The organism is Ruoffia tabacinasalis, assembly GCF_042652985.1.
Lineage (GTDB): Bacteria > Bacillota > Bacilli > Lactobacillales > Aerococcaceae > Ruoffia > Ruoffia tabacinasalis.
The window spans coordinates 26,374-43,494 of sequence record NZ_JBHSHQ010000009.1 but is presented as its reverse complement, the minus strand read 5'-3'; the positions used below and the strand labels follow the sequence as shown (position 1 = coordinate 43,494).

The window sequence follows — 17,121 nt, the reverse complement described above, 5'->3', positions numbered from 1 at the left end:
CAAGAGTTTGGTATCAGAAATTCTATACACTAAAGATTATATAAACGTAACACGAGAAGAACTACTTAATAATCTTAAAGAAGAACTCAAACCAAAAAGATTTAAGCATGTTCTTCGTGTCGAAGAAACAGCGTTAGAATTAGCGAGACAATATGATTACAAAGATCTAGAAAAAGTGAGTATCTCTGCTTTAATGCATGATCATTGTAAAGATTATTCAGACGAAAAGATGTATCAACTTGCGACAATGTATGCACCGTATGAGCCCTTAAGAGTTGCGAACGAAGCAGTATGGCACGGCCTAGCTGCGGCAGAATTAGCGCGTGCGAAATATAGTGTGTTCGACGATGAAATCATTCATGCCATTGCACAACACACGATTGGCGCGAAGGAAATGAGCTTACTGAGCAAATTACTCTTTGTGGCAGATTATATTGAACCTGGTCGTAACTTTGATGGGGTGGCTGAAGCTAGAAAATTAGCCGAAACAGATTTGGATGCAGTTGTCTTTTACAAGATGAGAGAAACAATCAAACATCTTGTTGAAACGAATAAGAAAGTATATGTTGAAAGCGTGGTTATTTATAACCACTGGGCAAAAAAACAGGAGGGTTAATTATTATAAACACAAAAGAAAAATTAGAAGTAATTGTACGCGCCGCAGATGATCGTTTAGCACATGACATCATGGTCTTAGACGTCGCACAATTGACACCATTAGCAGAGTACTTTGTCGTAATGGATGCCAAAAATGACCGTCAATTATCAGCAATTGTTAATGTAATTACTAGCGTGATTGATGAGAATAATTTCGAATTGAAAAACGTTGAAGGTAAAAACGGTGGTAAATGGGTATTAATTGATATGAATGATATTATTATTCATGTGTTCCACTATTCTGAACGTGCAAATTACAATTTAGAAAAAATTTGGCAAGATGCACCATTAGTTGATGTTAGCGACTGGATCTCAGAACAATGAGTTTCAGCCAAATAGCAGATGTATATGATCGATTCAATGATCTATCTGTGTATGAATATTGGGTTGACTATACTTTAAATAGTTTAGACCGAAAGCCTAGAAAAATGTTAGATATCGCCTGTGGAACAGGTTGGTTTACTCAATTGATGATACCTTTCGTTGATTCAGTTACGGGAATTGATATTGATGAGGATATGTTAGAGGTTGCTCGTCAAGAAGTAGTTAATTTACCGAATGTTGAATTCAAGTATGGAGATATGACGCGTTTATCAGCGGATTTAAAGGACTTTGACTTAGTCACTTGTTACTTGGACTCACTATGCTTTCTAAACGACTACGAGGCCGTTAAAGAGGCATTTAAAGGGATGTATCGCACTTTGTCTGAGCAAGGAACGTTATTGTTCGATGTTTGGACACCGTATCAAATGACGGATGTTTTTTCTGAATTTGAATACTTTGATCAAGACGAGTCAGCAACTTTAATTTGGGAAAGCGCCAGTGATGCTGAATCACTTAGCGTTGAGCATTACTTGACTGTCTATAGACAAGTTGAGGGGTCGCAGTTTGAACGCGTCGATGTTGAACTTCAAGAGCAAACTTTCCCATTAGAGAAGTATATGGATGCTTTAGTTGAAGCAGGCTTTCAAGCGGATAAGATTGAAGTGTTTGTTGATTACGGAAGTAAATATTATGACAAGAGAACAGATAAAGAGGCAGACCGTTGGTTCTTTAGATGTAGTAAGTAAGAGTTGGGGAGTGTTATAAGATGAAGATTGTTTCAGTCATTGCCGAATATAATCCTTTCCATCTTGGTCACCAATATCAATTAGAACAAATGAAGCAAAGAACTTCGGCAGATGCGCTCGTTGTATTGATGAGTGGAAATGTTGTTCAACGCGGAGAATTCGCTCTAATTGATAAATGGCAAAGAGCTGAGATTGCATTGGAATACGGTGCTGACCTCGTCTTAGAGTTACCACTCTTAGCTAGTTTACAAGCAGCGGATTACTTCGCGTATTGGTCGGTTAAGACACTAGAATTATTAGGGTCAGATCAACTTGTTTTTGGAACAGAGTCTGCTTCCTATGAAGACTTGAATGCTTATGTTCAGTGGTTAGCTGAGAATGAAGAAGCAATCGATAGAAGTGTTAAAACTAATCTTAACGAGGGCAATTCTTATGCAGCGAGTTATCAATCTGCTGTAGAAGCTATAGATAACGCTTCTGAAAAGGCGCAACTATTAACAGACTCACCTAATCATTTACTTGGGATTCAATATATTAAAGCATTGAAGCAATTAAATTCTAAGATGGATGTTACAGCTATTCCTAGAATTAAACAGAATGAACATATGCAAGCAGTCTTAAGTGGCAGTCAAATACGAGAATTGAATCGTCAACAATTAGTCACCGAGGATACTGTACCAAAGCGGACATATCAAAAACTAATCAGTCATCCAAACGTACAACTTACTGATTATTATGATTTACTAAAGTACCAAGTACAAAGTCAAAGTGCCGAACGCTTAACTCAATATCAAGGCATTGATCATGGTGTTGAACATTATATTTATCAGCAAATTTTGGAAACTGATAATTTCGACTCTTTAATTGATGCACTCACATCTAAAAGATGGACGAAAGCTTCCATCCAAAGGAAGTTAATGATGATTCTGTTGAATATAACAAACAAAGAATGGCAAGAAAGCATTGAATTAAACAATGATCTACTTACGATTCGCGTACTTGGCTACTCGGATGCCGGAAGAAAAGTACTTAAGATGAAGCGAAACCAAACAGGATTGAATTTATTTAGTAATTTGACTCAAGACAACGCACGCAATTATCAATTAAATTTACGTGCGGACACAGTCTATTCAGTCAATCCAAAACATAAAATAATGCAACAAAACACTGGAAGATTCCCAATTCACTATTAATTGAAAAGGAATCGTGTTAATATTAAAATAATCTTGACAAGAATTGTAAACTTCAATATAATAAATCTTGTCGTTTTAGAGGTGATAATAGATGAAATGGACAATCCGCCAATTAAAAGATCATCCTGATGATATTATTAATTTTGAAGAATCTTTAGATATTAAAGAACAGCTCATGGAGCGAAACCCTTCAATCTTAGATGTGGAATCAGTGATTGTAAACGGATATTTCGTACCTTCTAATGAAGATATCATTCTTCATGGTCAAATCGATACTCGACTGACGGTGCCGTCATCGAGATCATTAGAACCAGTATCATTACACTTAAACATTCCAATTAGCGAACGTTATGTGTATGAGGAATATGATGGAAACGTCGGGGAATATGAAGAGACTACGATTGTACTTCAGTATGATTATATTGATTTAGATGTTGCAGTGACTGATAACATCGCGATTAATATACCTACAAGAGTATTAAAGCCAGGAGAAGAAGACGGAGATTTACCGTCGGGTAATGATTGGACAGTCGTCACCGAAGAAGAATACGAGCAAAACTTAGCAGAAGAGAAAGCCGAAACGGTTGATCCTCGCTTTGCAGCCTTAAAAACGCTATTAGATAACGAAGATGAGGAACAATAACCTCAAACATCAACTAGGAGGTGTAGAGAATGGCAGTACCTAAACGTAAAACATCAAAAGCAAAGAAAAGAGCACGTCGTACACACTACAAGTTACAAGTACCAGGAATGAACACTTGTGCTAACTGTGGAGAATTAAAATTAAGCCACCGTGTATGTTCATCATGTGGACACTACGATGGAAAAGAAGTTGTATCTAATACAGCTGAATAATTTTGTTGAGCTAATCTTTTGATTAGCTCTATTTTTTTGCTTTAAATTCAAAACAGTATAAACACACTTTAATTACGAATCCTTGTAAAGTTTACGTAACATTTACATAGAATTTACATTGTATTTACAATGGCTTGTTAAACTATATTTATAAGCACTGTGGATAGCTTATAAAAATATGAGGAGGATTTCAAAGAATGAAAAATTTAAGTCTTAAGAAATTGATCACTGGATCATTACTTGCTGCTCAATTACTCTCACCAGTAGCGACATTAGCACAAGATATTGAACTAAGTGAAGAAAAGCCAACTGTAGCGGAGGTTGCACCTAATAATACGCCAAACCGTCTTATTACTACATTTAATGGTGATCCTAGCACACAAATGGGATTCAACTGGTATACAACTGAATTAGCTGAAGATGCTAAAGTATGGGTTTCTACTAATGAAGATTTAAGTGACGCCTTAGAATTTGAAGCGACTGCAGAAGAAGTAGTAAACACTTATGGTGAACGTGATGAGAATGGATACTTTATCTTTGCTGACATCGAATATGATGAAGAGGGCGAAGTAGTCACTGACGAAAACGGTGAACCACAAGTTAACGGATACTATACAGACGAGAATGTTTCAGGTCCAGAGTGGACTTCAGGTTCAGCTGTTGGATCAATGGATTTAGTAGCAGTGACTGAATATTCATATAAAGCAAATGCAGAAGGCTTAGAGCCAAACACAACTTACTACTATCAAGTAGGTAGTGAAGCAGGAGAAACAAGTGAAGTAGGTACTTTCACAACTGCTGGTGAAGCAGGAGAAGAATTTACATTCGTACAATATACAGATACTCAAAACGCATACTGGAATGAGCATGTATATAATGAAGCAGCATTCGGTGCTGACACTGTTGCTACTGCTTTAGAAGAAACTGAAGCAGATTTCGTATTACATACTGGTGACGTGGTAGAAGTTGCAGAAGTTGAAGATGAATGGGTTGACATCTTAGAGCAATCTAAAGAGTCTATCTTACAAGTACCATTCGCTGTTGCAGCAGGTAACCACGATGAGTACGCATTAGTATATGGTGACCCTCAATTAACGACTAAATTTAACGAACATATTAATGTTCCAGCTGAAAACGATGCTATTGATGGTGGATCATACTACTCATTCGATTACAACGGTGTTCACTTTGTTGTAGCAAACACAAACGATAACAAAGAATCTGAAGACAATCCAGAAGGTAAAGCTTTAGGACAAGAACAAATTGATTGGATCAGAAATGACGTTGAAGAAGCACGTGCGAACGGTGCTGAGTGGGTTGTATTATCTTACCACAAACCATTATACTCTAAATCTTATCACTCATTACAAGATACAGATGTTCAATTAGTCCGTGAAGAATTCATGGAATTAATTGATGAGTTAGATATCGATTTAGCTTTACAAGGTCACGACCACGTAATTTCACGTACTAAACCATTAAACTATGTTCCAACTGATGAGAATTTCTCTAACGGTGTTGTGGACGAAGCTGAAACTACTACGGAAGGTGACGTAGAGTATTACGTAAATCCTCAAGGAACAATCTTCGTATTACCAAACACTGGTGGTACTAAAGAGTATGACGATATCTATTCTAAAGGTGTAGAACACATTCACACTGTTCGTCCTAACTTAGATTGGATGACTCAAGAAGACGTTGATTACTATAACAACTTATTCGCATTCGGTGGACAACCACAAGAATCAGAAGCATTCGATACAAGTCATTCAAACAACCGTGATTCAGCAGTTCAAAACTTCGCTGCATATACTGTAAGTGGAGATGAATTAAGAGTAGATATCTACCAAATCGAAGGTAACTTACACGAAGGTGAAGAACGTACAGTATCAATCGTTCACTCATTCGGAATTACTAAAGGTGGAGAAACTACAGAAGAAGGTACTGAAGAAGCAGCTTCAGAAGAAGAAGCAACTGAAGAAAATTCAGAAGACTCAGCTTCAGAAGAAACATCTGAAGAGAGCTCAGAAGAAACTTCAGAAGAGTCATCTGAAGAAAGCTCCGAAGAATCTTCAACTGAAGAAGAATCATCAGAAGAAACATCTGAAGAAAGTTCAGAAGAATCAGAAGAGTCTGCAGAATAATTTAGGTTACTAAACAAGTAGTCAGAAGCTGAGTGTTAAAACTCGGCTTCCTTATTTTTGTATATTAGTACGTCGATATAAGGGGTAAATAATGCAAAAAATCTTACCGAGTAATATCCTTGACCTTTATTGACCTATAAGTTATACTTGGTTAGAAAGTTGTTTAACAGCTTTAAATTCGCGAAGGAGGAATACTATGAATTTAGTACCTACAGTAATAGAACAAACATCACGTGGAGAACGTGCTTATGATATTTATTCACGTTTACTAAAAGACAGAATTATTATGTTAAGTGGTCAAATCGATGATAACGTAGCAAACTCAGTGATTGCTCAACTTTTATTCTTGGACGCACAAGATCCAGAAAAAGATATCTTCCTATATATTAACTCACCAGGTGGGAGTGTAACAGCTGGGATGGCTATGTACGATACAATGAACTTTATTAATGCAGATGTACAAACAATTGTTATCGGTATGGCAGCATCAATGGCTTCAGTTTTATTAGCAGCCGGAGAGAAAGGTAAACGCTGGGCTTTACCAAATGCTGAAGTAATGATTCACCAACCATTAGGTGGCGCACAAGGACAAGCAACAGAGATTGAAATTGCTGCTCGTCATATTCTTAAAACTCGTGAGCGTTTAAATCAAATCTTAAGTGACAAAACAGGTCAACCCATTGAAGTTATCGAACAAGACACAGATCGTGATAATTTCAAAACAGCTGAAGAAGCACTTGAATACGGCTTAATTGACGGAATCATGGAAAGTAACAAAGCTTTAAATAAAAAATAATATGACATAGATAAATAATCTATAATTTATACGTCCGTTCAATGGATATTACTCGCAATACTTAGGTATTTCGTGCGATAATAGCATTGTACGGGCGTATTTGTTTGGTTTTATTCCTAATAAATTAATAATAACTGACCTCGTTGGACATATTGTGACCCGTTAGGTTGTTTTTTAGCCAGGATAAAGAGCTTTTCAGTTGCAAGAAGACTCAAGTCATGGTATGATAATGACATGGTGTGAGACTCATTTAGATTTTCGGAGTGAGTTGTAGCTCTGTATGCAATGGTCGCCTTTTGACCATCTAGGAGGGAATTAATGGCCGATATATTCACAATTATTCAGTCAATTGTTCCTGAAGTGAGTGATTTGTTAGCTGAGAGGCTCGCAGTATTACGTGTTTTGGATGATGTAAACAAACGAATTGGTCGTAAGTTTATTTCACAACAGACTAATTTCACTGAAAGAACGGTAAGAACGATATTAGAGATGCTGAAAAGTCAATCACTCGTATCCGTAAACCGTAGTGGCGTAAAACTAACACAACAAGGGAGAGACCTTATTGTGATGATTGATGAGCATCTGCTTAATCAACAACAACATAAGTTTTACGAAGTGGAAGAGGCTGTAAAGAGAAAGCTTAATATTGAACATTGTCGGATTGTACCAGGTGATGCAGATAAAGATGCATCAGTTTATCAGTTCTTAGGTCAAGTCGTTCATTTAATTTTGGACAAACACTTACCTGAAGGTGATAATGTGGTTGCAGTTACAGGTGGATCTACTTTATCTAAAGTAGCAGAATCATTCACACCAGAATTATCAGATGGAAGAAGTATTACATTCGTTCCTTCACGTGGAGGATTGGGAAGTTCGATTAATATCCAATCAAATAGCGTGGGGAGCTTAATGGCGCAGCAAACAGACTCTAAGTATATTCCGTTGTTTATACCTGAGAATTTAGGTAAAGAAACTTCGGAGATATTGCTCAAAGATCCAATGATTAAAGAAGTCATTGATATGAGTAAGAGTGCAAATTGCTTGTTATTAAGTATAGGAACTGCTAATGTAATGGCGGAACGTAGAGAGATTACAGACGAACAACAAGAAATTATCGAGAATGGACACGCCGTTGGAGAAGCATTTGGTATATTTTTCGATTCTTATGGAGAAACGGTTTTACGTTATCCTAGGATAGGTTTGAAATTTAAAGATTTATCTAATATACCTTTGTTACTTACAATCGTGGGAGGATCTTCTAAGGCGAAAGCTGTAGAAGCGTTCTTTCAAAAAGCCCCGAGTCATGGATGGTTAATCTGTGATGAAGGTTTAGCAAATATGGTTTTAAATGGGGAGACCCTTTGAAATAAAATCCTTAAGGAGGAATTTTTTTATGGCAGTAAAAGTTGGTATTAATGGTTTTGGACGTATCGGACGTTTAGTATTCCGTCGTATTTTAGAAACAAACGCAGATTTAGAGGTTGTTGCAGTTAACGATTTAACTGATAACGATAACTTAGCTTACTTATTAAAATATGATACAGCTCACGGACGTTTTGATCACGATGTTGAATTACAAGGTGAAAGTTTAGTAGTTGACGGTAAAGAAATTAAAGTATTTGCTGAAAAAGATGCTAATAACTTACCATGGGGAGACCTTGGAGTAGATATCGTCATCGAAAGTACTGGATTCTACACTTCAGCTGAAAAATCACAAGCACATATCAATGCAGGTGCTAAACGTGTAGTTATCTCTGCACCAGCTAAAGATGCAGATACTAAAACAATTGTATTCGGTGTTAACGAAGATATCTTATCTTCTGATGACGTTATTATTTCAGCAGCATCATGTACAACTAACTCATTAGCTCCAGTAGTTAATGTATTACATAATGAATATGGAATTAAAGCTGGTAACATGGTTACCGTTCATGCTTATACTTCATCACAAGTATTACAAGATTCACCAAGCGGAAGCTTCCGTGATGGACGTGCAGCTGCACAAAACATCATCCCATCATCTACTGGTGCTGCAAAAGCAATCGGTAAAGTAATCCCAGAAGTTAACGGATTATTAGATGGTTCAGCATTACGTGTTCCAACAGTAACTGGTTCACACACAATCTTCTATTCATTATTAGAGAAAAACACTACTGTTGATGAAATCAACGCAGCTATGAAAAAAGCTTCAAACGATTCATTTGCATACAATGAAGATGCAATTGTTTCTTCAGATATTATTTCAACACATGCAGGATCAATCTTTGATTCTACATTAACTGAAATCCAAGAAGCAGCTGATGGATCTCAATTAGTTAAAACTGTTGCTTGGTATGACAACGAAGCTGGTTTCGTAGGAAACATGGTTCGTACTTTAGAATACTTCGCTAAATTATAATTAATTGCATAGCGTTTATACCTAAGCGTCTATCCAAAATAGCGGGGAGGCTTAAGCTTCCCCGCTATTATTTTTTTAAGGACTTTATATAGGAGGATATATAATGGCAAAGAAAACATTAAATGATATTCAAGTAAATGGTAAGACAGTCTTAGTCCGCGTTGACTTCAACGTACCTATGGCTGATGGGAAAATCACTAACGATAACCGTATCGAAGCGGCTTTACCAACAATCAATTATTTAATAGAAAACAATGCGAAAGTAGTATTGTTCTCTCACTTAGGACGTATTAAAACTGAAGAAGATAAAGCTAACAACAGTTTAGAACCAGTTGCAAAACGTTTAAGCGAGTTATTAGATAAAGAAGTTCTTTTCTCAGACAAAACACGTGGAGAAGAATTAGAAGAAGCAGTAGCTAACCTATCTGAGGGTGGCGTTTTATTAGTTCAAAACACTCGCTACGAAGATTTAGAAGGTAAGAAAGAATCTAAGAATGATCCAGAATTAGGTAAATACTGGGCTTCATTAGGTGACTTATTCGTAAACGATGCATTCGGAACAACTCACCGTGCTCACGCATCAAACGTTGGAATTGCATCAAACTTAGACTCTGCTGTAGGATTCTTAGTTGAAAAAGAATTAAAATTCTTAGGAGACGCAGTTGATAATCCTGAACGTCCATTTGTAGCTATCTTAGGTGGTGCGAAAGTATCTGATAAGATTAAAGTTATCGAATCATTATTAAACAAAGCTGATAAAGTAATTATCGGTGGAGGAATGGCTTACACATTCTTGAAAGCACAAGGTAAAGAAGTTGGAGAATCATTATTAGAGGAAGACCGTATTCCTTTAGCTAAAGAATTACTAGAAACTGCTGGAGACAAAATTGTTTTACCAGTAGATGTAGTAATTGCAGATGATTTTTCAAATGACGCAAATACAGACGTTGTTTCTGTAGATGATATCCCTGCTGACTGGCAAGGATTAGACTGTGGACCAGAATCTGTTAAAGTATTCGAAGATGTATTAAAAGATGCTAAAACAGTTGTATGGAATGGCCCAATGGGTGTATTCGAGATGGAATCATTCGCAAAAGGAACCATTGGTGTTTGTGAAGCCATTGCTGATCTAGAAAACGCGACGACAATTGTTGGTGGGGGAGATTCAGCAACTGCGGTCGCACAATTAGGTTATGAAGATAAATTCTCACACATCTCAACAGGTGGAGGAGCTTCATTAAACTATCTAGAAGGTACTGAATTACCAGGTGTTACTTCAATCGACGAGAAATAATTACTAAGACTTTAAATTAAGGAGAGTATATATATGTCACGTAAACCAATTATTGCTGGTAACTGGAAAATGAACAAAACAGCTCAAGAAGCTGCAGATTTTGTTGAAGCAGTTAAAGGGAAAATCCCTTCAGCGGATGCTGTAGATTCTGTCGTAGGTGCACCAGCACTATTTTTAGAAACAATTAAACGTTTAAGTGAAGGTACTGAATTAAGAACAGCTGCACAAAACAGCTACTTCGAAGATGAAGGTGCATTCACTGGGGAAACAAGTCCTAAAGCATTGGCTGATTTAGGTGTTGAATATGTAATTATCGGACACTCTGAACGTAGAGAATACTTTGGAGAAACTGACGAAGACATCAACAAAAAAGCAAAAGCAATCTTACGTAACGGTATGTTACCAATCATTTGCTGTGGAGAAACTTTAGAGCAACGTGAAGCTGGAGAAACAGCTGACTTTGTATCTGGACAAGTAAAAGCAGCATTAGAAGGTTTAACTGAAGAACAAATCGCTTCATCAGTTGTTGCTTACGAACCAATCTGGGCAATCGGAACAGGTAAATCATCATCTGCTGAATTAGCAAATGAAACTTGTGGCGTAGTTCGTAAAGCTATTGCAGAAGTTACATCAGAAGAAACAGCTGAAAAAGTACGTATTCAATACGGTGGATCTGTAAAACCAAATAATATTGCTGAATATATGGCACAAGAACATATTGACGGTGCATTAGTTGGAGGAGCAAGTCTAGAAGCTGATTCATTCATCGAATTATTGGAGGCAGTAAAATAATGAGTAAAATCCCATATGCCTTAATTATCTTAGACGGATTCGCAATTCGCGATGAAGTCAGTGGTAATGCGGTAAAAGCAGCGAAAAAACCTAACTTTGATCGTTATTGGAACCAGTTTCCACATAACCAATTAAAAGCATCAGGACGAGACGTCGGTTTACCTGATGGTCAAATTGGGAACTCTGAAGTTGGTCATTTAAACATCGGTGCAGGTCGTATAGTATACCAATCTTTAACTCGTATTAATTTAGCGATTGAAGACGAATCATTTTACGAAGTACCTGAATTAGTTAAAGCTGTTGAAGAAGCAAAAAGAAAAGGAACAGCTTTACATTTAATGGGGCTATTATCTGACGGTGGTGTCCACTCACATTACGAACATTTAGTTGCTTTAGTTAAATTAGCTAAAAAGTATGGATTAGAAGAAGTATATGTTCATGGTTTCCTTGATGGGCGTGATGTTGGACCGAGAACAGCTGTGAAATATATTGATGATTCTGAGAAAGCATTCGAGGAAATTGGCGTAGGTAAATTCGCAACAATTTCAGGTCGTTACTATGCAATGGACCGTGACAATCGTTGGGAACGTGTTCAGTTAGCTTATGATGCAATCGTTCATGGTGAAGGTAGAACAGCTTCTTCAGCTAAAGAAGGCGTAGAGCGTTCTTACGAAGAAGATATTGTTGATGAGTTTGTTGTTCCATTTACAATTGAAGATGAAAACAATAAACCAGTTGGTACTGTAAACGATGGTGACTCAATCGTATTCTTCAACTTTAGACCTGATCGTGCGATTCAATTAGCTACAGCTTTATCAAATCCAGGCTTTAACGATTTTGAACGTGGAGAGACTCCAACAGACAACTACATGACAACTTTCTCACCTTACAGTGATACAGTTATAGCAGAAGTTGCATTCAAGAAAGAAGACTTAGTCAATACAGTTGGGGAAGTATTAGCAGATGCTGATAAGACACAACTAAGAATTGCTGAGACTGAGAAATATCCACATGTTACATTCTTTATGAGTGGGGGACGTCATAAAGAGTATGCAGGTGAAGAACGTATCTTAATTCCTTCGCCAAAAGTAGCAACTTATGACTTACAACCAGAAATGTCTGCTTACGAGGTGAAAGATGCCCTAGTGCAAAAAATCAACGAAGAAACAATCGATGCGATTATCTTAAACTTTGCAAACCCAGATATGGTTGGACATAGTGGTATGTTAGAACCAACTGTGAAAGCTATTGAAGCAGTAGATGAGTGTCTTGGTGCTGTGGTTGATTTAATACTAGAAAAAGGTGGAGCTGCGATTATTACAGCTGACCACGGTAACTCTGATGAAGTGATTGATATCGAAGGAAATCCAATGACAGCTCATACAACAAACCCAGTTCCAGTGATTGTGACTAAGGAAGGTGTTGAATTAAGAGACGGAGGTCGCTTAGCTGACCTTGCTCCAACATTATTAGACTTAGTTGGTGTTGAGAAACCTGAAGACATGACAGGAACAAGTTTAATTAAATAAGCAAAACATCCGATATGCTTTGCTTTTTGAGTAAATAATTTATAGAATAGAAGAGTAAGGTATGGAGTCAATTCATGCCTAACAAACTAAAGGAGAGAATAAAATATGCCATTTATTACAGATATTTATGCAAGAGAAGTTTTAGACTCACGTGGAAACCCTACAGTTGAGGTAGAAGTTTATACAGAAAGCGGAGCTTTTGGTCGCGGAATCGTACCTTCAGGTGCGTCAACTGGTGAACACGAAGCTGTTGAGTTACGTGATGGAGACAAAGACCGTTATTTAGGTAAAGGTGTCCTTAAAGCTGTTGATAACGTGAATAACGTAATCGCTGAAGCATTATTAGGCTATGATGTATTAGAACAACAAGCCATTGATAAATTAATGATTGAGTTAGATGGTACTCCTAACAAAGGTAAATTAGGAGCTAACGCTATCTTAGGTGTATCGATTGCTGTTGCACGTGCAGCTGCAGATTTCTTAAATATTCCTTTATACCAATATTTAGGTGGATTTAATACTAAATTATTACCAACACCAATGATGAACATTATTAACGGTGGATCTCACTCAGATGCACCAATCGCTTTCCAAGAATTCATGATTATTCCTTCTGGAGCTGAAACTTTCAAAGAAGCTCTACGTTGGGGTGCTGAAATCTTCCACGCTCTTAAATCATTATTAAGCGAACGTGGATTAGAAACTTCTGTTGGTGACGAAGGTGGATTCGCGCCTCGTTTCGAAGGTACAGAAGATGGTGTTGAAACAATCTTAGCAGCAATCAAAAAAGCTGGTTTAGAACCAGGTAAAGATGTTTACCTAGGATTTGACTGTGCTTCATCTGAATTCTACGAAGACGGCGTATACAACTATGCTAAATTCGAAGGTGACAATGGTGCTAAACGTTCTGCTAAAGAACAAGTTGACTACTTAGAAGAATTAGTTAACAAATACCCAATCATCTCAATCGAAGATGGTATGGACGAAAACGACTGGGACGGATGGAAATTACTTACTGAACGTTTAGGAAGTAAAGTTCAATTAGTTGGTGACGATTTATTCGTTACAAACACTGAAGTTCTTGCTCGTGGTATCAAAGAAAACGTTGGTAACTCAATCTTAATCAAAGTTAACCAAATCGGTACTTTAACTGAAACGTTTGACGCAATTGAAATGGCTAAAAAAGCTGGTTATACAGCTGTAATTTCTCACCGTTCAGGAGAGACAGAAGATACAACTATCTCTGACATTGCTGTTGCAACAAACGCTGGTCAAATTAAGACTGGCTCATTATCACGTACTGACCGTGTTGCTAAATACAACCAATTATTACGTATCGAAGATATGTTAGCTGACGTTGCAGCATACGACGGAAAAGACGTATTCTACAACTTAGATAACAAATAATTATTAGTAAGAGAGAAGGGCGACTAGCTAAGCTAGTTGCTCTTTTTTGCTTAGTTCATATTTTCTATGCCGAAAACACTTACAATTTTAAGTAATCCTTCATAAAATAGTCATACTTGTCATGCATACTAGAGATAGTAGAGAAGTAAGAAAATGTATATCTACTTTTAAGGAGGATATAAAAAATGAAAATCAATACAAAATTCAATAAAAAACTTCTCGCAATTCTGTCCCTTGCTGCACTGGCAAATGTTGCTCCTTTGGCACCAAATGACGGTTTAGCAAGTAACTTAGCACTTGTAGAAGCGCAAGCTTCAAGTGAAACAAATGCAAGTGATATCGAAGCAATTAAACAATCAATGATAGAGGCTACTCCTATAACAGAAGATCAATTTGGACAAATCTCTGAAGATGCGTGGTTGGCTTATGTTGAACAAGGTAATAATCAAGGAGGAGACCCAAGTGCAGTTTATGACTGGGCCATCGAAGATTATCCAGAAGTATTTGAACCAGAAGTCACTAATTTCCGTACTGCAATGGTTGAAAACTATAATCTTGATGAAGAAAGCTTAAATACTGTAAGTGATCGAGATTTATTATGGTTAGAATATCAAATTTGGATGGCTGCAGGCGGTCAAGAGGATTTACCAGCGCTTGCTGATGCTTTAGTGGAAGAACACGGAGTAGAATACGGCCAAGATGATAATGAACGAGTAGAAGCATTGAAAGAAACAATGTTAGCTTCTACACCTTTAACAGATGACCAATTTGAAGCTATTCCAGCTCAAGATTGGTTAGCTTATGCTGATGAAGTTAATGAAGGTGGTGGAGACCCAAGTACCGTTTATAATTGGGCTGTCGAAGATTATCCAGAAGTGTTTGAAGATACCATTGCTTATATACGTGGAACTTTAGTTTCAGACTATAATTTAAATGAAGAATCATTAAACACAGTATCGGATATTGACTTACTATGGTTAGAATATTCAGTATGGGTTGATGCCGGTAACACTGAAGACTTTGAAACACTAGCACAACGTCTAATTGACGAGCATGATGTTACTCAAGATGATGACGAAGAATCGCCTGGCGATGAACGTCTAGAAGCGATCAAACAATCGATGATTGATGCAACACCTTTAACAGATGACCAATTTGAAGCCATTCCAGCAACTAGCTGGTTAGAGTATTCAGATCGAGTGAATGAAGGTGGTGGAGACCCAAGTACCGTTTATAATTGGGCTGTCGAAGATTATCCAGAAGTGTTTGAAGATACCATTGCTTATATTCGTGGAACATTAGTTTCAGATTATAATTTAAATGAGGAGTCTTTAAACTCAGTATCAGATATTGACTTACTGTGGTTAGAATATTCGGTATGGGTGGAAGCAGGTAACACCGAAGACTTTGAAACATTAGCACAACGTCTAATTGAGGAACATGATGTTATTCAAGATGACGAAGAGACACCTGGAGAAACTGAACTTGAAAGAATTAGAACGGTGATGATTGAGTCAACACCAATTACACCAGACCAATTCGAAGCGATTCCGGCAACAACTTGGATTTCATATACAGAGCAAATTAATGAAGAAGGTGGAGACCCAAGTACTGCTTATAACTGGGCATTACGTGATTATCCTGAAGTATTCGAAGATATGATTGCTTACATTCGTGGAGAATTAATCAACCGTTATAATCTAGAAGAAGCTTCATTGAATGAACGTGTATCTGACCAAGAATTATTATGGGAAGAGTATACCGTTTGGTTACAGAACGGTGAAGAGAATTTAGAAGCATTAAGTCAAGTCTTAGTTCAGGAATACGGAGTGCGTACAACATCGACTCAAGTTCCTGATGAAGATGAGGAAAATACAGCACCAACATTACCGAATACAGGTGAAACTAGAACAAGTTATAGCACATATATTATGATTGCTATTGTAGGACTAGTTGGAGCTGCCCTCTTATTAAGAGATTACTTTGTGAATAATAAAGAAGCTTAATGAATCTCAAGTCGCTAGTTAAGGCTAGCGGCTTTTTTATTATGCTATTTTTAGCTCTCAAATACAGTGCAAGAATTTTGAAGTGTTGCGTATTTTCGATATAATTAAGGAGGATTTGTTTAAACCGTATTATAGTATATTCAGATGAAAAGGAGCTATTATGCAATATTACGATCAACACTTACACACATATTTTTCTCCCGATTCAAAAGAACAATTTGAGAATTATTTATCTCAAGGCGAATTGCCTGTTGTAACGACAGAGCACATTGATTTCTATAGTCCAGATCAATCGCACGATGATGTGATTCCAGATTACGAAGGTTATTCGAAGAAGATTGCTGAGTTGAACGAAGAATATGATAATCGTCTTCTTCGAGGGATTGAGATTGGGTTTACTTATGCCGATCGAGATAAGATTGAACAGTTTTTAGAAGGAAAAGACTATGATATTAAGTTACTCAGTATCCATCATAACGGAAAACATGGTTTTATGACCTTAAACCACGATGTAAAGGACTTGAAGACACATCTAGAGGAATACTTCGGTTTGATGCTGGAAGCCGTTAGAAACGCTCCATATGCGAATGTTTTAGCGCATTTTGATTTTGGGCTGAGAGGCTACGATGCAGTGAAGGTTGAAGATTTACATGATAGTGAGGACTTACTTCTTCAAATCTTTGAAACCATGGTGTCAAATGAACAAGCATTAGAATTAAATACTCGAAGTATGTATCGTTATGACAACGACCATCTTTATGACTATGCGATTGATTTATATAAAAGTGTTGGGGGAGACATGTTCACAGTAAGTTCTGATGCGCATGTGGCCGGAGATTATCAGTTAGGGTTTGAAGAAGCTTTTAACAAATTGAGAAATCATGATGTGAATCAATTAGTTGTATTCCAAAAAGGTGTCCCACATTACGTTGATATACCCCAATAATAAATAAAACCTTCTTGCTGAGGCAAGAAGGCTT

16 protein-coding genes are annotated in these 17,121 nt (G+C 37.1%); all 16 read left to right on the top strand.

The window, feature by feature from the left end; translation table 11 throughout:
- Window positions 1-7 precede the first annotated feature (7 nt).
- The 16 genes from yqeK (at window position 8) to ACFO5Y_RS01610 (ending at window position 17,087) form a co-directional block, all read left to right on the top strand.
- Window positions 8-616 carry a bis(5'-nucleosyl)-tetraphosphatase (symmetrical) YqeK gene (gene yqeK / locus ACFO5Y_RS01685; RefSeq protein ID WP_197104506.1) on the top strand — a complete coding sequence of 203 codons (609 nt, stop codon included), beginning with the start codon at window positions 8-10 and terminating at the stop codon, window positions 614-616.
- Complete coding sequence (gene rsfS, locus ACFO5Y_RS01680; RefSeq protein WP_269434923.1) at window positions 592-981, top strand: ribosome silencing factor; 390 nt, start codon at window positions 592-594, stop codon at window positions 979-981. Before yqeK ends, rsfS begins: the two co-directional genes overlap by 25 nt.
- Window positions 978-1,727 carry a class I SAM-dependent DNA methyltransferase gene (locus ACFO5Y_RS01675; protein WP_197104505.1) on the top strand — a complete coding sequence of 250 codons (750 nt, stop codon included), beginning with the start codon at window positions 978-980 and terminating at the stop codon, window positions 1,725-1,727. The genes rsfS and ACFO5Y_RS01675 overlap by 4 nt, the downstream gene beginning before the upstream one ends.
- A 20-nt stretch (window positions 1,728-1,747) precedes the next feature.
- Window positions 1,748-2,920 carry a tRNA(Met) cytidine acetate ligase gene (locus ACFO5Y_RS01670; RefSeq protein ID WP_197104504.1) on the top strand — a complete coding sequence of 391 codons (1,173 nt, stop codon included), beginning with the start codon at window positions 1,748-1,750 and terminating at the stop codon, window positions 2,918-2,920.
- 91 nt (window positions 2,921-3,011) lie between these two features.
- Window positions 3,012-3,563, top strand: coding sequence for a YceD family protein (locus tag ACFO5Y_RS01665; protein ID WP_197104503.1), 552 nt, complete (start codon window positions 3,012-3,014; stop codon window positions 3,561-3,563).
- 29 nt (window positions 3,564-3,592) lie between these two features.
- The gene (gene rpmF / locus ACFO5Y_RS01660; protein WP_138404853.1) at window positions 3,593-3,775 is read left to right on the top strand and encodes a 50S ribosomal protein L32; all 183 of its coding nucleotides are present in this window, start codon (window positions 3,593-3,595) and stop codon (window positions 3,773-3,775) included.
- A 197-nt stretch (window positions 3,776-3,972) separates the two neighbouring features.
- Window positions 3,973-5,919 (top strand): purple acid phosphatase family protein, encoded by a 1,947-nt coding sequence (locus ACFO5Y_RS01655; protein ID WP_197104502.1) that lies wholly within the window; start codon window positions 3,973-3,975, stop codon window positions 5,917-5,919.
- 196 nt (window positions 5,920-6,115) lie between these two features.
- Window positions 6,116-6,715, top strand: a complete 600-nt coding sequence (gene clpP / locus ACFO5Y_RS01650) for an ATP-dependent Clp endopeptidase proteolytic subunit ClpP (protein ID WP_197104501.1) — start codon at window positions 6,116-6,118, stop codon at window positions 6,713-6,715.
- Between the two features lie 318 nt (window positions 6,716-7,033).
- Complete coding sequence (locus ACFO5Y_RS01645) at window positions 7,034-8,080, top strand: sugar-binding transcriptional regulator (protein WP_197104500.1); 1,047 nt, start codon at window positions 7,034-7,036, stop codon at window positions 8,078-8,080.
- 28 nt (window positions 8,081-8,108) lie between these two features.
- Window positions 8,109-9,113: a type I glyceraldehyde-3-phosphate dehydrogenase gene (gene gap / locus ACFO5Y_RS01640; protein WP_197104499.1), complete on the top strand. Its 1,005-nt coding sequence runs from the start codon at window positions 8,109-8,111 to the stop codon at window positions 9,111-9,113.
- A gap of 103 nt (window positions 9,114-9,216) precedes the next feature.
- Window positions 9,217-10,407: a phosphoglycerate kinase gene (locus ACFO5Y_RS01635; RefSeq protein ID WP_209494335.1), complete on the top strand. Its 1,191-nt coding sequence runs from the start codon at window positions 9,217-9,219 to the stop codon at window positions 10,405-10,407.
- 33 nt (window positions 10,408-10,440) lie between these two features.
- Window positions 10,441-11,199, top strand: a complete 759-nt coding sequence (gene tpiA, locus ACFO5Y_RS01630) for a triose-phosphate isomerase (protein ID WP_138405476.1) — start codon at window positions 10,441-10,443, stop codon at window positions 11,197-11,199.
- Window positions 11,199-12,728, top strand: a complete 1,530-nt coding sequence (gene gpmI, locus ACFO5Y_RS01625) for a 2,3-bisphosphoglycerate-independent phosphoglycerate mutase (RefSeq protein WP_380706327.1) — start codon at window positions 11,199-11,201, stop codon at window positions 12,726-12,728. Before tpiA ends, gpmI begins: the two co-directional genes overlap by 1 nt.
- A 105-nt stretch (window positions 12,729-12,833) precedes the next feature.
- Complete coding sequence (eno, locus tag ACFO5Y_RS01620) at window positions 12,834-14,135, top strand: phosphopyruvate hydratase (protein WP_197104497.1); 1,302 nt, start codon at window positions 12,834-12,836, stop codon at window positions 14,133-14,135.
- A gap of 185 nt (window positions 14,136-14,320) precedes the next feature.
- Window positions 14,321-16,141 carry an LPXTG cell wall anchor domain-containing protein gene (locus tag ACFO5Y_RS01615; RefSeq protein ID WP_197104496.1) on the top strand — a complete coding sequence of 607 codons (1,821 nt, stop codon included), beginning with the start codon at window positions 14,321-14,323 and terminating at the stop codon, window positions 16,139-16,141.
- Between the two features lie 160 nt (window positions 16,142-16,301).
- Window positions 16,302-17,087: a PHP domain-containing protein gene (locus tag ACFO5Y_RS01610; RefSeq protein WP_197104495.1), complete on the top strand. Its 786-nt coding sequence runs from the start codon at window positions 16,302-16,304 to the stop codon at window positions 17,085-17,087.
- Window positions 17,088-17,121 lie beyond the last annotated feature (34 nt).